The 13,333-nt window shown below is 64.1% G+C and carries 12 protein-coding genes; 1 reads left to right on the top strand and 11 read right to left on the bottom strand.

The window, feature by feature from the left end:
* Positions 1–43 precede the first annotated feature (43 nt).
* From WBR68_RS07640 to panD, 10 genes are all read right to left on the bottom strand, one after another.
* Entirely contained in the window at positions 44–1,180 is a 1,137-nt protein-coding gene (locus WBR68_RS07640) for a general secretion pathway protein (protein ID WP_230693806.1), read from the bottom strand.
* Positions 1,177–2,910 carry an ATPase, T2SS/T4P/T4SS family gene (locus WBR68_RS07635; RefSeq protein WP_230693805.1) on the bottom strand — a complete coding sequence of 578 codons (1,734 nt, stop codon included), beginning with the start codon at positions 2,908–2,910 and terminating at the stop codon, positions 1,177–1,179. Before WBR68_RS07635 ends, WBR68_RS07640 begins: the two co-directional genes overlap by 4 nt.
* The gene (locus WBR68_RS07630) at positions 2,907–3,392 is read right to left on the bottom strand and encodes a hypothetical protein (protein ID WP_198158146.1); all 486 of its coding nucleotides are present in this window, start codon (positions 3,390–3,392) and stop codon (positions 2,907–2,909) included. The genes WBR68_RS07635 and WBR68_RS07630 overlap by 4 nt, the downstream gene beginning before the upstream one ends.
* Entirely contained in the window at positions 3,379–4,704 is a 1,326-nt protein-coding gene (locus tag WBR68_RS07625) for a hypothetical protein (RefSeq protein ID WP_230693804.1), read from the bottom strand. Before WBR68_RS07625 ends, WBR68_RS07630 begins: the two co-directional genes overlap by 14 nt.
* 6 nt (positions 4,705–4,710) lie before the next feature.
* Positions 4,711–6,300, bottom strand: coding sequence for a type II secretion system protein GspD (locus WBR68_RS07620; protein WP_050446267.1), 1,590 nt, complete (start codon positions 6,298–6,300; stop codon positions 4,711–4,713).
* Entirely contained in the window at positions 6,297–7,235 is a 939-nt protein-coding gene (locus tag WBR68_RS07615) for a TcpQ domain-containing protein (protein WP_230693803.1), read from the bottom strand. The genes WBR68_RS07620 and WBR68_RS07615 overlap by 4 nt, the downstream gene beginning before the upstream one ends.
* 211 nt (positions 7,236–7,446) lie before the next feature.
* Positions 7,447–8,787 carry an extracellular solute-binding protein gene (locus tag WBR68_RS07610; protein WP_050446265.1) on the bottom strand — a complete coding sequence of 447 codons (1,341 nt, stop codon included), beginning with the start codon at positions 8,785–8,787 and terminating at the stop codon, positions 7,447–7,449.
* 4 nt (positions 8,788–8,791) lie between these two features.
* A complete protein-coding gene (locus WBR68_RS07605) occupies positions 8,792–10,048 on the bottom strand; it encodes a D-amino acid dehydrogenase (RefSeq protein WP_050446264.1) in 1,257 nt (418 codons plus the stop codon).
* 177 nt (positions 10,049–10,225) lie between these two features.
* Positions 10,226–11,272, bottom strand: a complete 1,047-nt coding sequence (locus WBR68_RS07600) for a CDP-6-deoxy-delta-3,4-glucoseen reductase (protein WP_050446263.1) — start codon at positions 11,270–11,272, stop codon at positions 10,226–10,228.
* A gap of 70 nt (positions 11,273–11,342) precedes the next feature.
* Positions 11,343–11,711 (bottom strand): aspartate 1-decarboxylase, encoded by a 369-nt coding sequence (gene panD / locus WBR68_RS07595; RefSeq protein ID WP_050446262.1) that lies wholly within the window; start codon positions 11,709–11,711, stop codon positions 11,343–11,345.
* A gap of 212 nt (positions 11,712–11,923) precedes the next feature.
* Here panD and sugE point away from each other — a divergent pair, with 212 nt between their 5' ends.
* Positions 11,924–12,241 (top strand): quaternary ammonium compound efflux SMR transporter SugE, encoded by a 318-nt coding sequence (sugE, locus tag WBR68_RS07590; RefSeq protein WP_046803706.1) that lies wholly within the window; start codon positions 11,924–11,926, stop codon positions 12,239–12,241.
* Positions 12,242–12,275: 34 nt separating this feature from the next.
* Here sugE and WBR68_RS07585 read toward each other — a convergent pair whose 3' ends face one another.
* Positions 12,276–13,148, bottom strand: a complete 873-nt coding sequence (locus WBR68_RS07585; protein WP_230693802.1) for an MOSC domain-containing protein — start codon at positions 13,146–13,148, stop codon at positions 12,276–12,278.
* Positions 13,149–13,333 lie beyond the last annotated feature (185 nt).

The raw sequence follows: 13,333 nt of genomic DNA, 5'->3' as shown, positions 1-13,333 counted from the left end.
GCAATCGCGTACGGGCGGAACCCGAAAGCGCGCGCATGAAGTACTACTGACTTGCATAGAAATTGGTCAGGGCGTGACGCAATTCGTCGATGACGCCGTAGTGCCAAAGGGTGATGCCCAAGACCGTCGCCAGCGACACGATCAGAAGCGACCAGCGCAACGCGGACGCGTGTTGGCGCACGCGCGCGAGCAGACGCAGTTCGACACGCTGGCGCACGCGCGCCAAGCCGGCTTCCAGCCCCAGCGCGTCCATCATGTCGGCCATGTACCACCACGTTTCTTGATCCAGCAGGCCGGTGGCGAATATTTCCGGGCCGCTTTCGCCCGCATCGACGTGCTCCAACATGGCCTGCAGATGGGCATGCATCCAAGGCGGCGCCCCCCGGGCCTGCACAGACAGCGCGCGACGAAGCCGGGTGTCCGCCGCGCCTCGTTGCCTGACCAGCACCGACAACAGGCACAAGAAGCGGATCGCCTGAAAATCGCGATACAAGCGCCACAGAAGCCAACGATCCAGCACGGAGCGCAAGCCCCCCGTGAGGTTCGGTAGCGACCACAGGCTTAGAACGGCAACGCCCAGGCTAAGCACAAGCCAGAGCAATAACCATTGATCCAGGGCCTGGGCCAGTCGGAAGAGATTGCGCGTCAGGCGCCCATAGTCTTCGGGCGGCACCATTTGGAAGACCGCCCGCAACCGGGGCGCACTGAAGTACGGGATGGCGCAAAGCAAGGCGAACGCAACCGCTGCCGCCACCAGGCCCGCCGCTGCGGCGGACATGACCGCCAGCCACGCCTGCCCCGCCAGCCGGACGGCGCCTGCCAAATCTCGCAGCGCGACGGCAAGATCACCGCCTTCCTCCTGCACGCAACTGAGCAGTTGGCATTCAGCCGGCGGCACCGTGCCCCACCACGCCACGCCCAGGTCCCCGCCCTCTTCCTGGTACGCGGCCGCCCAATGGCGCGACAGGCGGCCCCGAACCGTTCCTGGCCCGTAGCGTCGCGCGTCGTCCTCGAAGATGTCGCGCAGGCTCTTTCGTCCTTGCGTCCCTTCAATAAGGTCAGCCAGATACCCGAAATAGTCTGCACGCAGCGGACGAAAGCGCAAGGCGTCGAGCCGTGTCGAAATGGCCTCAAACGCCGTTCTCGCCCCCAAGCGTGTCGGTGGCATCGGCTTGCTCATGAGCGCCCCCTGGCGATACCCTGACGCGCGTCAGGCGCCTGGACCTCACTTGGCGTCAACGGTAGATCGAAGCGGCGCAACAGCGCACGCGGGTCCACATCACCAATGCTGACCTTGTGCAATGCGTGGTGCAGCGCCCGCGAGCCCTGTTGGGCCGATTCACGCCAGGCCCCGCCGTCCGATCCAGACTGCTTCGCCGCTTGGCTCAAGCCGTGGTTATCGCGTGCGCGCACACGGTCCAGAAAGCCCTCCGTGCGTTCGGGTTCGATCATTTCGGCGGCCACGCAACGGCCTGCCGTACCGTTCAATTCAGGTAGCTGCGCACGCCGGCATTGCGGGCACCCCGCCGCATTTCTGACCCGTAGCGCCGAGCCATCCAGCTGATACGCGTTCAGGATGCCTTCTGTCCATGCCCGCCAATCTGGTGCGCCTTCGGACAAGGTCGCCGCTTCGCGCCCCCGCCACAGGCTGTCTATCGGCAAGGCGCAGCTGGTGCATAAGCGCGGCAACAGGGTTTGATAGACCAGCAGCTTGAGAATGCCAGGCGTTGCCAGAAAGTCCCGAGACACGCCGATGGCGTCGGAGGCAAGACGTTCGGGAATCATGGCCGCCGCCCCCGCGTGCGTGGTGGCGTACAGGCTGACGCCCGAACTGGCAAGGTCCATGAATGCGCGACCGGTGTTGACATCGCGGATTTCGCCGATCAGCAGATCGTTCATTGCGGATCGCTTGATCGTCTTGAGCTTGGCATCGAACGCGGGCCAGGCGGATTCAGCCAGCGCGCTGCCCAAGGTATTCTGCAACGCATTGGCAATGATGTATTCCACCGGATCTTCCAGCGTGATGACCTTGCGCGTCGGATCAATGCCGCGCATCAGGCTGGCGATGGTGGTGGATTTGCCTGACCCCACCACCCCGGCCAGCACAATGGCGCCTCCATCGCGGTCGCGGGCGCGCAACAGAGTTGAGAATTGCTGGGACGTATATCCCAACGCTTGCAGGTTGCCGTCGGCGGTGGCGTCCAGACGCAGGATGCGCAGGCAGACCGCCGGCCCGGCGTCGGTTGCCAACGACGCCCACCGCAGAACCACAGGAACGCCATCGACGGTAAAGGCGATGCGGCCTTGCTGTTCGATCGTGGGATCAAATACGGCGCCGTTGCCGCCGCGCACGTCCATCCATGCCACCGCAAGCACCTCCAGCAAGGTCTCGTTGGACAGCCCCGCAAACCGCTGCGTGCCGACGTAATCGCCATTGATCGTGTAGCGGATGTCGCAGACCTCTTGCCGTCGATTCACATTTATATGCACGTCGCTGGCGCCTTGCTGGACACCCCAGCGGACGATATCCAGAAACAAGGCCGCCAAGCCGGAACTACGTTCGGCCTGCGCGGCGGCGCCACGCCGGTCCAGTCCAGCCGCCGTCAATTGCCCGCGTGCGATCATCAGCAACAAGGGCGCGGGCAGCGCATAGCGCGCGGGATCAGCCAAGCGGTATCCCGCCGCAATCACCATGCGCTGCAGTTCGTCGACAGCGTCGCCCTGTACATATTCCTTGACGGCAAAAATGACCGCATCGCCGTTGTCCAGCATGACCGGACAGAGCCTGCCCGCCAAGGAGGCCAGGTCGAATTCACGTGCCAGCGCCCGCGCAAAAGGCGGATTCAAACCGGCAATATCGTCGGCGGTGTGCAAGGCAGGCGGCACCGGCGCCGTGGTCGGCGGGGTCATGGGTAGGCCCTGCCCGCATCAAGGCACGCGGTACGGTGGAGTTTGTCGCGACGCAGATGCACGCAAGCGCCCTCCACGGCAAGCAATCGGTACGCGCCAGCCGACACCGCGCCTGCCACGGGCGCGCCATGGCCCGCCCGATAGCGCAGCAACGCGCCATTGACGAGGACGTCAACGTTGAGCCGCCGTGTAGACCCAAAAATGGCCGCCACGCGGATGTCGTCCTGCTGCGGTGACGCGCGCTCTTCCGGGTCCGCAGGTTCCGCGCCGGGCCGACATATCCCCGGCACATTGCAATCCGCCAGCGCGGCGGCGGCGTCGGCCCGCAGCAAGGTGCGCACCGTTTCCACTTCTGGCCACGCCTGTGCGTCTTCAACAGGTGGTGAAGCCCGCGCGTGCGTCACCGCGCACACGGACAAGGTCACGGCCAGGCAGACCGCAGTGCGCGGGCCACGGACAACGGCGCGCCTAATCCTGTTCATACAAATCTCCTTGAAGCTCGGCGACCAGCGTGCTGGCAGCCAAGGTGGGCCGGTGTTGGGACTGCACATCAACCACCAGGCGCGACCAACGCGCCGGCGCGATGGATGCGGGCAACAGCGCGAGCGATCGCAAAGGGCCTTGCAGGCGCAATGCGCGCCGCCTCAAGACGGGCAGTGGACCCGTCAGCGCACCATGAGTGGTGTCCGCATTGGCAGACGCGGGGGTTGACAAGGCGATGGCGGGCGCCAAGGTCATGGACGAAAAGGCGGGCCGCAAGCGCTGCAATAGGGCGACAAGCTCGGTGTCGACATGCAATGCACTGGGCAACATCAAGCGGGTCAAGGGGACAGGCGGTGACTCGACGCGCCAGGTCAAGGTGGCTTCGTCCAATGGCTTGAAGGACACCCGCCACCCTGCCGGAAGGCGGGCATGCAACCGACGGTTCGTGGCTTGGGGATGTGCGCGCACGTAGACCGCCGCGCAGTGCCACCCATTGGCTTGGGCATCACATTGCGCCCGGCGCAGCGCCCAGCCCTCCACCTGAACAGGGAGTTCGCCCACACTGCGCAGCAGCCGCGAAACTTCAAGAGGCTCGTGTGCAGCCATGGTGCCGAGCATCGACTGATAAGGGTTTTGCTGACCCGCCGGCACGCTCTTTTCGGCCCGCGAGGCCCGTTGCTCAGAAAGCGCGTAGGACGACACAGCGCGCCATAGCGGTGGCGCAAGGGCCGACACCGCCACGCACACCAGGAACAGACGCAGGGCAAACGGCACCCCCGCCCAGCGTGACGCCAGGCGCACCATGCGAGCGCCGGGATTCACGGCACGCAATAATGCCGCCCATATCGCATCAGCATCGTGTTCAGCCAGGTTTGGGCGCTGCTCACGTAGCCGCGCCTGGGCCTGCACCGCATCATCCAGCGAATTGAATATGCGGTCCGCCTGCGACAGCACCACACCATCTTGTGCCGCGGCCAACCAATAGCGACCGCCAGGAAGGTGGATCAGGCAATGCCCACCCAACGGATACAACAATGCATAAAGTTGCGCCGCCGCCTGGATATGCGCACTGCCCTGATGCCGCGCCCCTTTGCCCCGCCCCTTGCGCCACGTTGAACGCAAGCGGCCAAAGCCCGCCATGGTGGCGGGTGATCCACCCACGATGAAATGCGTGGCCCGAAGCCGGCGACCGCGGGCGCGCGCCAACGCTGGGACGTCGGAACCGATCAGCGCCAACCACCGCAGGCCGAACGCCAATTGGTGGCTGGCGCCGGGACATTCAAACAGGAAGGGAACCGGAGCTCGTTTCATGGCGCCTCAAAACCCTTCTTCAACCTGGGCCGTCACCAGCATCAATGTGGTCTCGCGCTCTTGCGCCGCGCTGTCCTGCCCTCCCGCGAGCAGGGGCATGCCGGGCGCCAGACGCTGACGGTTGTGTTGATCAGTGCTGCGGTCGAAGCCGGACAGGATGACGGGCTGCCCTGGACGCAGTTCAATCTGCTGCACCGTGCCATTGCCATCAATCGTGATCTGCTGCACCTGGACTTGATTGCCGCGCTCGCCGAAGGTGATGGTTTTCAAGGGTTGCGCGACCGCGTTGTCGTAAGCGACAGACAGCAAGATCTGGCCGTCTTGCTGGATGTCCGGCACAAGCGTCAGGAACGAGCCCACGGTCTCTTCTTTCTGGGTAATGGACACGGCGGGCAGCGATCCGTTGGCGCCGCCCGACGTCGTGCCAGGCACGGCGGTGCTTTGCACACGATCGATGTACGAGAACGTGGTGCGGACCGCGTGGGTGACCGGCCGCCGGTTCAGCGTCAGCACAGGGACCTTGCTGTGCCGAACGATCGCGCCCATGGTGCTGAGCGCGGAAACAATGGCTTGCGACCCTTGCAGCGGGCCCCTGCCTACCGAGGCTTCCAGCGTGCCCGCGCCCAAGGCGGCCGCGGCAGGTACGACATAGCGCGCCGACGAACCCGCCGCGGCGTAAAGCGCATTCCAGTCCAGGCCGCCCGATGCTGATTGTTTGACGATGACGGTGATTTCCTCGAAGACGAGACGCACGCGGCGAGTCATGGCCTTGTTCTCGCGCTCCAGGAAGTGCGCCACGCGCTCCAGCGCTTCGGGCGTATCGGTGACAACAATTGAAGATGCCCCGTCCACGGCGTCGGCGACCAAGCCCGAACGGGTCAGGAACGGCACGATGCTTGCGCGCAGGACCGCCAGGGCGTTGTGCTCCTTGGCCGACAAGGTGGTGCTGGAAGTGCTTTCAAAGCCCTCGCCGTCTTCGCTGCCCGATCGGCCCAACCTCACATTGACCGCGCTGGCAAGCGACAGCGCACGCACATCGAACACCCGGGTTTCGGTTCGATAGAATTCCAGCGCGTTGCGCACGTACCGCCAATGCACCGAGAAGCGCGCGGCAAGCGCGTCGAGCAAGTCGGCAAGCGGCAGAGGGCCGTCTTGGACCTCCATACGGTTGGGTGCGGGCAGGGACAGACCTCCGGTGACGGCCAGGCGCGGCAGAAACTGTTCAATGGAAAGCAAGGCTTCCGGTTGCACGCGCACTGGAATGCCGGTGGCGGCGCCCAAGCGCTGTGCGAGCGCAAACAGGTCGGTTTCGTCGGCGAGCATCAGCGTGGTCGGCACGTTTTCGCGCAAGGCGGACGGCAACGACACTTCGCGAGCCAAAGGCTGCGGCGCGCCGGCCACCCAGGGCGCGGCCACGTCCTGCGCGGCAATGCGCGCCTGACGGTCGGACAGCGCATCGGCAAACGCTTGATGACGGCCCGAGACGACGGCAAGACGATCCTTCGCCGCGCGGTTCAGATCCGCAGCTTGTTGAGACGCCACACAGCCCGCCAGCGCCCCGGTTGCGACAACGCAGATCATGCGAAAAATGCTCATGCCCCACCTCCTTGCATGACGACCGCGCGAGAACACGATTGGGCCAGGGGCACCACGCGTAGCACCTGGTTCCCGTAGAAACACGGCTGCAAGGGCTTATCGCCAAGTTCAGTTGCACTAAGCAATTCACGGACGGCGGATTTGAAGTCCCCGGAAAATTCAGCCGAGGCGGACAGGGGGATATCAACGTCCACGGCCCAGTGCTGCGGATGAAACGTCCAACCGGAATCGCCGGCCCAGCGCGCCAACACGGCGCGCAAGGTGGTGTCGGGAGGCGCGGCGCGATAGAAGCGGGCCGGTGCGCTGGCATCTCTGGAAAGCGGCGGCACGGAAGCGGCCATGGCAGGCGCGGTATGCGTCGGAACCCCGTCAACGGCCGTATCAAACTCGGCGGCTGCCGCTCTTGCCGGGGCGCCACCGGCGCTGCCCAAGGGCCCACGGGTAGCCAATTCGCCTACGCCCGACGGCGGGATGGCCACCGAAGGCGTGGCATCGGGCAGCGCGGAGGCTGATGCAAATGCAGACTCAGATGCAGATGTAGATGTAGATGCAGGGGGAATGACGGACGCGTCAACATCACGTTCAGCGCGGGCCGATAACCTGCCCCCACGAAACCGCAGTGCGCTCCATGAGCCCGCGACCACCGCGTAAGGCTCGCGCCGGGTATACGGCAGCGGATGCTCAAGCCCTTCACGCAGGCCGAATATCGCGGGCAAGGCCTGGCCCGGCGCGAATTGCAGCCAGACCTCTTTGCCATCGTCGAAGACCTGCATGGGCGCCACCGCCGGTTCGCCCGACAAGCGCCAATCAAAACGGAAGCCGCGTGTGGCGGACCCGCTGGTTTGCCAAGCGGAACCCGCGCCACCATTGGCGGGCCAGCTAGTGCAAGCCCCCAGGCAGGACAGGCCTGCCGCCAGGAAGAAGATTCGAACCATGCCTCACCGCAAGCAAAAGGCGCACCGGAAGCGGTACGCATGAACGGCATGGTGGACGACGGCCGAGCGTGCCGCCAGACTGGCATGTACGCATGGATGAATTGATCCCCCTCGACGAGCCTGGGCACGGACGAAAAAAAACCCGATCCTTCCGGAGCGGGTTTCGAGGGGCGCGGCCGGCAGCGTATCCGCTGCCATTCACTGCGGTAGATCAGCGCTGCGCGGCGATGCTGCGTGCTTGCGAGGCGGCATTGTTCAAGGCCGCCACGGGCGGAACCTTGCCTTCGAAAGCGTCGTTCAGTTGTTGATTCAACACTGGCTCGATGCGCGTGTAGTTCGCCATGCGGAAGCCGCGGCTGTTGCTGGCCGGACGGTTGCTCATCGAGGCGATCACGGACTGTGCGCCCGGGATGCTCTTGTAGAACGACACGTCGGACGCGCGGAACGCGGCTTCGGTCAGCGGCAGGAAGCCCGTGCGTTGATGCCATTCAGCGGCGACGACCGGCTTGGACAACCACGCGAGGAACTGGGCGGTGGCCTTTTCCTGGGCTTGCGGGTGGCCTTCAAGCGCCCACAGCGCCGAACCGCTGACAAACGGCTGGCCGGCGGACTTGGTGGCCTGGTCGTAGTAAGGCAGCGGCGCCACGCCGAACGACAGCGACTTGGTGTTCACGAACGTGCCGAACGCACCGGAATTCGCAGTCAGCACGGCGCACTCGCCCTTGGCGAAGAGTTTGTCGGCCGAAGCGTCGCCAGTGTGCGCCATGAACAGCAGCGAACGCTTCCAGCTGACCATCAACGAAATATGGCGCATGTAAAGCGTGTCGAACTGCATCGCGGGCGCGGCGCTTTTCTTCGTAATGGCGTCCAGGCCATTGTTGTTGCTGGTGAACTGCTGGCCGTTGATGGGGGCCAGGTTCTCCAGGTGCACGGTGACCTGGTCGCTCGACGCGTAGGGGCAGTCGATGTCGGCCACGTCGCGCAGCTTCAGCAGTTCGGCTTGCAGCTCGCTCCAGGTGCGGGCGGGCTTGTTCGGGTCCAGCCCGGCCTTTTTGTAGGAAGCGGTGTTGTAGAACATCACCGGCACTTCGGCCATCCAGGGGAATGCCAGCAGGCGGCCCTTGCTGTCGCGCGTGAAGCTGCTGGTGCCCGGCACGAACCAATTCAAGTCCTTGATGGGGTATTTGGCCAGCAGTTCGTACATCGGCAGAATGGCCTTGTGCTGCGCCACGACTTCCGGTGAATGGTTGTCGGTCAGTTGCAGCAGATTCGGCGCCTTCTTGGCCTTGACGGCCGATACGGCTTCGAGATTCAAGGCATCTTGCGATTTGAAACCACGAAGCTTGACGCTGACTTGGTCCTGCTCTTTGTTGTATTGCTTGGCCAGCTTTTCGAACTCGGCCTTGTTGGCGTCCGACAGGGCGTGCCAGACCTGGATTTCAACGGGAGCGGCATGCGCCACGCCCGCCAGCGCCATGGCGGCGCCGAATACCCATGCACGCCGGCTGGCGAACATCGCGCGGGCAACGCCCGCCAATTGCAGATTCTTCATAGGTTCACAGACCAAGAAAAGGGAATTCCGGTTCTGGCCGCCGTCCGCTGAGCAGATCGGCCAAAGCCCGGCCTGAGCCAACACCCATCGTCCAGCCGAGCGTACCGTGCCCCGTATTGATATACAAATTGGGGATGCGGGTCCGGCCGATGATGGGCACATTTGAAGGTGTGGACGGGCGCAGGCCCGACCAATAGCTGACGCGATCGAAATCGAGCGCGTCAGGAAAGAGTTCTTGCGCCAGATGGGTCAGGGCCTCGCAGCGGCCGGTATTCAAGCCGCGGGAATATCCCGACAGCTCTGCGGTACCTGCCATGCGCAGGCGGTCGCCCAAGCGCGAGAACACGATTTTGTGGCTGCTGTCCGTCAGGCTGACCATGGGCGCGGCTTCCGGCTTGATGACCGGAAACGTCGCCGAATAGCCCTTGGCCGGGTAGACGTTGCAGGGGATGCCCAAGGGCCGCAGCAGATTGGGGCTGAAACTGCCCATCGCCACGACGTAGGCGTCGGCGGAGACAGCGCCATAGCGGCCATCAGGTTCAATGATTTCAATGCCTTGCACCGCGCCGCCCTGGGTCAGCAAGCGGGTGACCCGCGTACTGTAGCGGAATTCAACGCCCGCCTGGGCGCAACGCTCGGCCAGCGCGACCGTGAACAAATGGACGTCGCCGCTTTCGTCTTCGGGCGTGTAGTCGCCGCCGACGATGGTTTTCCTGTGCGGGGCCAGCGCCGGCTCGATGGCAATGACTTCGTCAGCCGTGACCACGCGGCGTTCAACGCCGAAATCACGCATCAGGCCAGCGGCCCGTTGCGAGGTTTCGAATTCGTGGGGATCGCGATAGAAATTCAGGATGCCGCGCTCAAGGTGGTCGTATTCGATACCCATTTCTGCGCGCATGCTGCGCAGGGTGGCCCGGCTGTATTCGGCCATGCGGACCATGGCGCGGATGTTCGGCGCCAGGCGGCTCGGCAGGCATTCGCGCAGGAAGGAAAGCCCCCACATCCATTGGCGCCAGTCAAGCTGCGGCCGGAACAGCAGCGGCGCATTGTCCTGGAACATCCATTTGAGCAGTTTGAACGGGGCTTGGGGATTGGCCCAGGGTTCGGCATAGGACACCGAAATCTGCGCGCCGTTGGCCAGGCTGGTTTCCTGGGCGGGACCGGTGCAGCGATCAATGACCACGACGTCGTGGCCGGCCTGAGTCAGCCACCAGGCGCTGGAGATTCCGATGATGCCGCTACCCAATACCGCTACTTTCATGCCCGCATTGCTCCTTGCGTGCCAAATCGGCCACGGACCCGATGTCCGCCCCCTTGGCAAGCCGCTGCCAAGGCAGTTTACCCTGCCGATTTGCCTACGCCTACGTATAAAAAAGGGGCGGAAGTCACCAAGCTTTTCAGCCTGTGAATTCGCCCCCCCGTGGCTCGTGCCGTCTGGTTACGACGCGGCTTTCGCCAGGTCGGCCTCGGACGTGAACGCATCCGCGTAGAACTCTTCCGGCGGCAGGCCATTCTGCACGCTGAATTCGCGGCGGGCGGCATCCACCATCAACGGCGTGCCGCAGGCATAGACCTGATGGCCGGACAAGTCAGCGATGTCGTGCATGACGGCTTCGTGGACAAAGCCGGTGCGACCGGTCCAGCCGTCTTCCGGCACGGCGTTGGACACGACCGGCACATAGCTGAAGTTCGGCAACAAGCCGGACCAGGACTGCGCCAGCGCGTCCATGTACAGGTCTTGCGGGCGACGGCCGCCCCAATACAGCGTGACCGGACGGCTGATGTTCTTGTGGATCATGTGTTCGACGATGGCCTTCACCGGCGCGAAACCCGTGCCGCTGGCCAGCAACACGATAGGCTTGTCGCTGTCTTCGCGCAGGAAGAAAGAGCCGAACGGCCCTTCCAGCCGCAGGATCTCGCGTTCTTTCATCTGCGTTTCGCCGGCGCCGAACACGTGGTCGGTGAACAAGCCACCCGGCATGTGCCGGATATGCAGTTCCAGCGGGCTGCCGGTATGCGGCGCGCCGGCCATGGAATAGCTGCGGCGGCGGCCATCCTTGAGAATGACCTCGATGTACTGCCCCGCGTAATAACGGAACTGTTCGGAAGCCGGCAGTTGCAGCTTGATCACCGTAACGTCCGGAGCCACGCGCTCCAGCGTCTGCACGCGCGATGGCAGCTTGCGGATCTGGATGTCGCTGGCCAGGCGGACTTCGGTGGACTCAACCACCATGTCCGATTCCGGACGCGCCTGGCAAAACAGCGTGTAGCCGTCGGCCAGTTCTTCCGGCGACAGGATCTGGGCCGGATATTGCCCCGCGTCGAACTCCCCGGACACCACTTTGCCCTTGCAGGTGGAGCACGCGCCGTTGCGACAGCTATAAGGCAGCACGATGCCCGCCGCCAAGGCGCCGTCTAGCACGGTCTGGCCGGGCTCGACCGGGAATTGATGCTTGCTGGGTTGGATGATGACCTGGAAGCTCATGATGAAACGGTTCAGAGTTGACGGGAACGCCAGCCGGCTGGGCCAGGATGACGCTGCGCTCGGGCCGGCGTCAGGCCGGGAACTTGCGTATTTCCTTGACGCGATTCGCGTCGTCCACCAACACCACTTGCGGCTTGTGGGTAGCGGAATCTTCTTCGGACATCGGGCCGTAGGTGCAGATGATCAACAGATCACCCACCTGCGCCCGGCGCGCCGCGGCGCCGTTCAATGAGATGGCGCCGCTGCCGCGGGCCGCCTTGATGATGTAGGTGTCGAAACGTTCACCATTGGTGACGTTGTAGAGTTCGATGCGTTCGAACTCGCGCATGCCGGCAGCGTCCAGCAGGTCTTCGTCGATGCCGCAAGAGCCTTCGTAATGAAGGTCGGCTTCGGTGACCGTGACGCGGTGTAGCTTTGCCCGCAGCATGATGCGTTGCATGATGAAAATGTCCTGGTTCGCGGTCCGGTCCGCGACGTGTAGCTAAGGTGATACCCGGCATCCGGTTTTGCCGTTGGAAGCCGGTATTCTATAATTTTTGCCGCAGCGGGACGGCCCGTTGCTGCGCGCGGTCAAACGACCGGTGTTTTTTTATCCGGGGACGACCCCTTATTGCCGGTGCAACGCCGGCAACGCAACAAGAGGAGTCGTCAATGACCTGGATCATCCTGGTGCTCGCGGGCCTGTTTGAAATCGTCTGGGCCGTGGGCCTGAAATACACCCATGGCTTTACTCGCCTGTGGCCGTCCCTGATTACGGCGGGCGGCATGGCCATCAGCGTGTGGCTGCTGGCCGTGGCCATGAAAACCCTGCCGCTGGGCACCGCCTACGCCGTCTGGGTAGGCATCGGCACCGTGGGCGCCTTTGTGGCCGGCATCGTGCTGTTCGGCGAATCCACAAGCTGGATGCGCATCGTCAGCGTGGCGTTGATCGTGCTGGGCTTGATCGGCCTGAAACTGTCTTCGGCGTAACCGGCTTCAGACCCACCCCCAGCCCGGCGACCGGTCAGAAATCCAGCTCGATCTCGACCGCGTCGCCCACCTTCAGGCGCCCGCCAGCCGGCGCATCCAGAATGGCGTTCTGGCCAAACACTACCCCGATTTCAAGATTGCGATAGCCCGCCAACGTACGCCCGGGCTCGTCGTGTTGCTGCGCGGTGCGCTGGTCAATATCCGGAATCGAGCAGCGGGTGCATGGTTTGACGAAAGCCATCCTGACGCCAGCCGCCGTGATCATGGCCGTATGGTCTTCCTCGAACGGTTCCCATTCGCCCTCCACAACGATGTTGGGGCGGAAACGGTCCATGGGCACCGGCGCCACGCCCTTGGCTTGCAGACGCGCGTTCAGGTCATCCAGCGACGCCTGATTGGCGATCAACAACGGGAAGCCGTCCGCAAAGCCGAAATGGTGTTCGCCCACGAAAGCGTCGGCCAGGTCGGGATGCGCGTCTACCCAGCGCGAGACCCAGTCGGGCTTGGCGTTGCGCGCGGCGGCGCGGTCCACCTTGAGGAGCCGGCACGGCGTTTTTAGGAATTCGGAAAACCATTTCCCGACCTCGGCACTTTCTTGCTGGGCAGAAATGGTGTCGCTCCAGACCGCCACGGTTTGGGCGCCGGGTTCCAAACCCGACCCATCCAAAGGCACGTCCAGATCGGACATGCCGGGCGCGCTGACACGCAGCGCGCTGGAGGTCAGCGCCGTGCGAATCAGGGCCATCGCCGGCCACTGACGTTGCGTCATGAACTGACCGTCGGCGCCGATCAGCATCCAGCGGCGGTCATGCGCCAGGCCGGCCCGGTCGATGGGCGACTCCGCCAGGTCGATGCCGGCGCAGGATTTGATCGGGTAGATATGCAAGCTCAGGATACGGGCGGACATGGCGGCATCGGTTGGGCGTAAGGGGAATCCGCGCAAGAATAGCAGAGAGCCCGGCCTTCATCGGCCGATTTTTCGTCTGCCCGACGGCCATGAAAAAACCCGGGCAAATGAACTGACCCCCAGAAGTTGGACGGTCAACTAAAGCCCGAAGGCCTGAGCTCGGTATTGCACCGGGCTCAGGCCTT

The organism is Achromobacter sp. JD-1 (assembly GCF_038594925.1).
GTDB lineage: Bacteria > Pseudomonadota > Gammaproteobacteria > Burkholderiales > Burkholderiaceae_B > Achromobacter > Achromobacter spanius_C.
This window is presented reverse-complemented; position numbering and strand designations above follow the sequence as displayed.

What these genes read in the sequence shown, in the direction of transcription:
- WBR68_RS07640 (WP_230693806.1), bottom strand. Translation starts at nt 1,180, where the DNA reads ATGAGCAAGCCGATGCCACCGACACGCTTGGGGGCGAGAACGGCGTTT.
- WBR68_RS07635 (WP_230693805.1), bottom strand. Translation starts at nt 2,910, where the DNA reads ATGACCCCGCCGACCACGGCGCCGGTGCCGCCTGCCTTGCACACCGCC.
- WBR68_RS07630 (WP_198158146.1), bottom strand. Translation starts at nt 3,392, where the DNA reads ATGAACAGGATTAGGCGCGCCGTTGTCCGTGGCCCGCGCACTGCGGTC.
- WBR68_RS07625 (WP_230693804.1), bottom strand. Translation starts at nt 4,704, where the DNA reads ATGAAACGAGCTCCGGTTCCCTTCCTGTTTGAATGTCCCGGCGCCAGC.
- WBR68_RS07620 (WP_050446267.1), bottom strand. Translation starts at nt 6,300, where the DNA reads ATGAGCATTTTTCGCATGATCTGCGTTGTCGCAACCGGGGCGCTGGCG.
- WBR68_RS07615 (WP_230693803.1), bottom strand. Translation starts at nt 7,235, where the DNA reads ATGGTTCGAATCTTCTTCCTGGCGGCAGGCCTGTCCTGCCTGGGGGCT.
- WBR68_RS07610 (WP_050446265.1), bottom strand. Translation starts at nt 8,787, where the DNA reads ATGAAGAATCTGCAATTGGCGGGCGTTGCCCGCGCGATGTTCGCCAGC.
- WBR68_RS07605 (WP_050446264.1), bottom strand. Translation starts at nt 10,048, where the DNA reads ATGAAAGTAGCGGTATTGGGTAGCGGCATCATCGGAATCTCCAGCGCC.
- WBR68_RS07600 (WP_050446263.1), bottom strand. Translation starts at nt 11,272, where the DNA reads ATGAGCTTCCAGGTCATCATCCAACCCAGCAAGCATCAATTCCCGGTC.
- panD (WP_050446262.1), bottom strand. Translation starts at nt 11,711, where the DNA reads ATGCAACGCATCATGCTGCGGGCAAAGCTACACCGCGTCACGGTCACC.
- sugE (WP_046803706.1), top strand. Translation starts at nt 11,924, where the DNA reads ATGACCTGGATCATCCTGGTGCTCGCGGGCCTGTTTGAAATCGTCTGG.
- WBR68_RS07585 (WP_230693802.1), bottom strand. Translation starts at nt 13,148, where the DNA reads ATGTCCGCCCGTATCCTGAGCTTGCATATCTACCCGATCAAATCCTGC.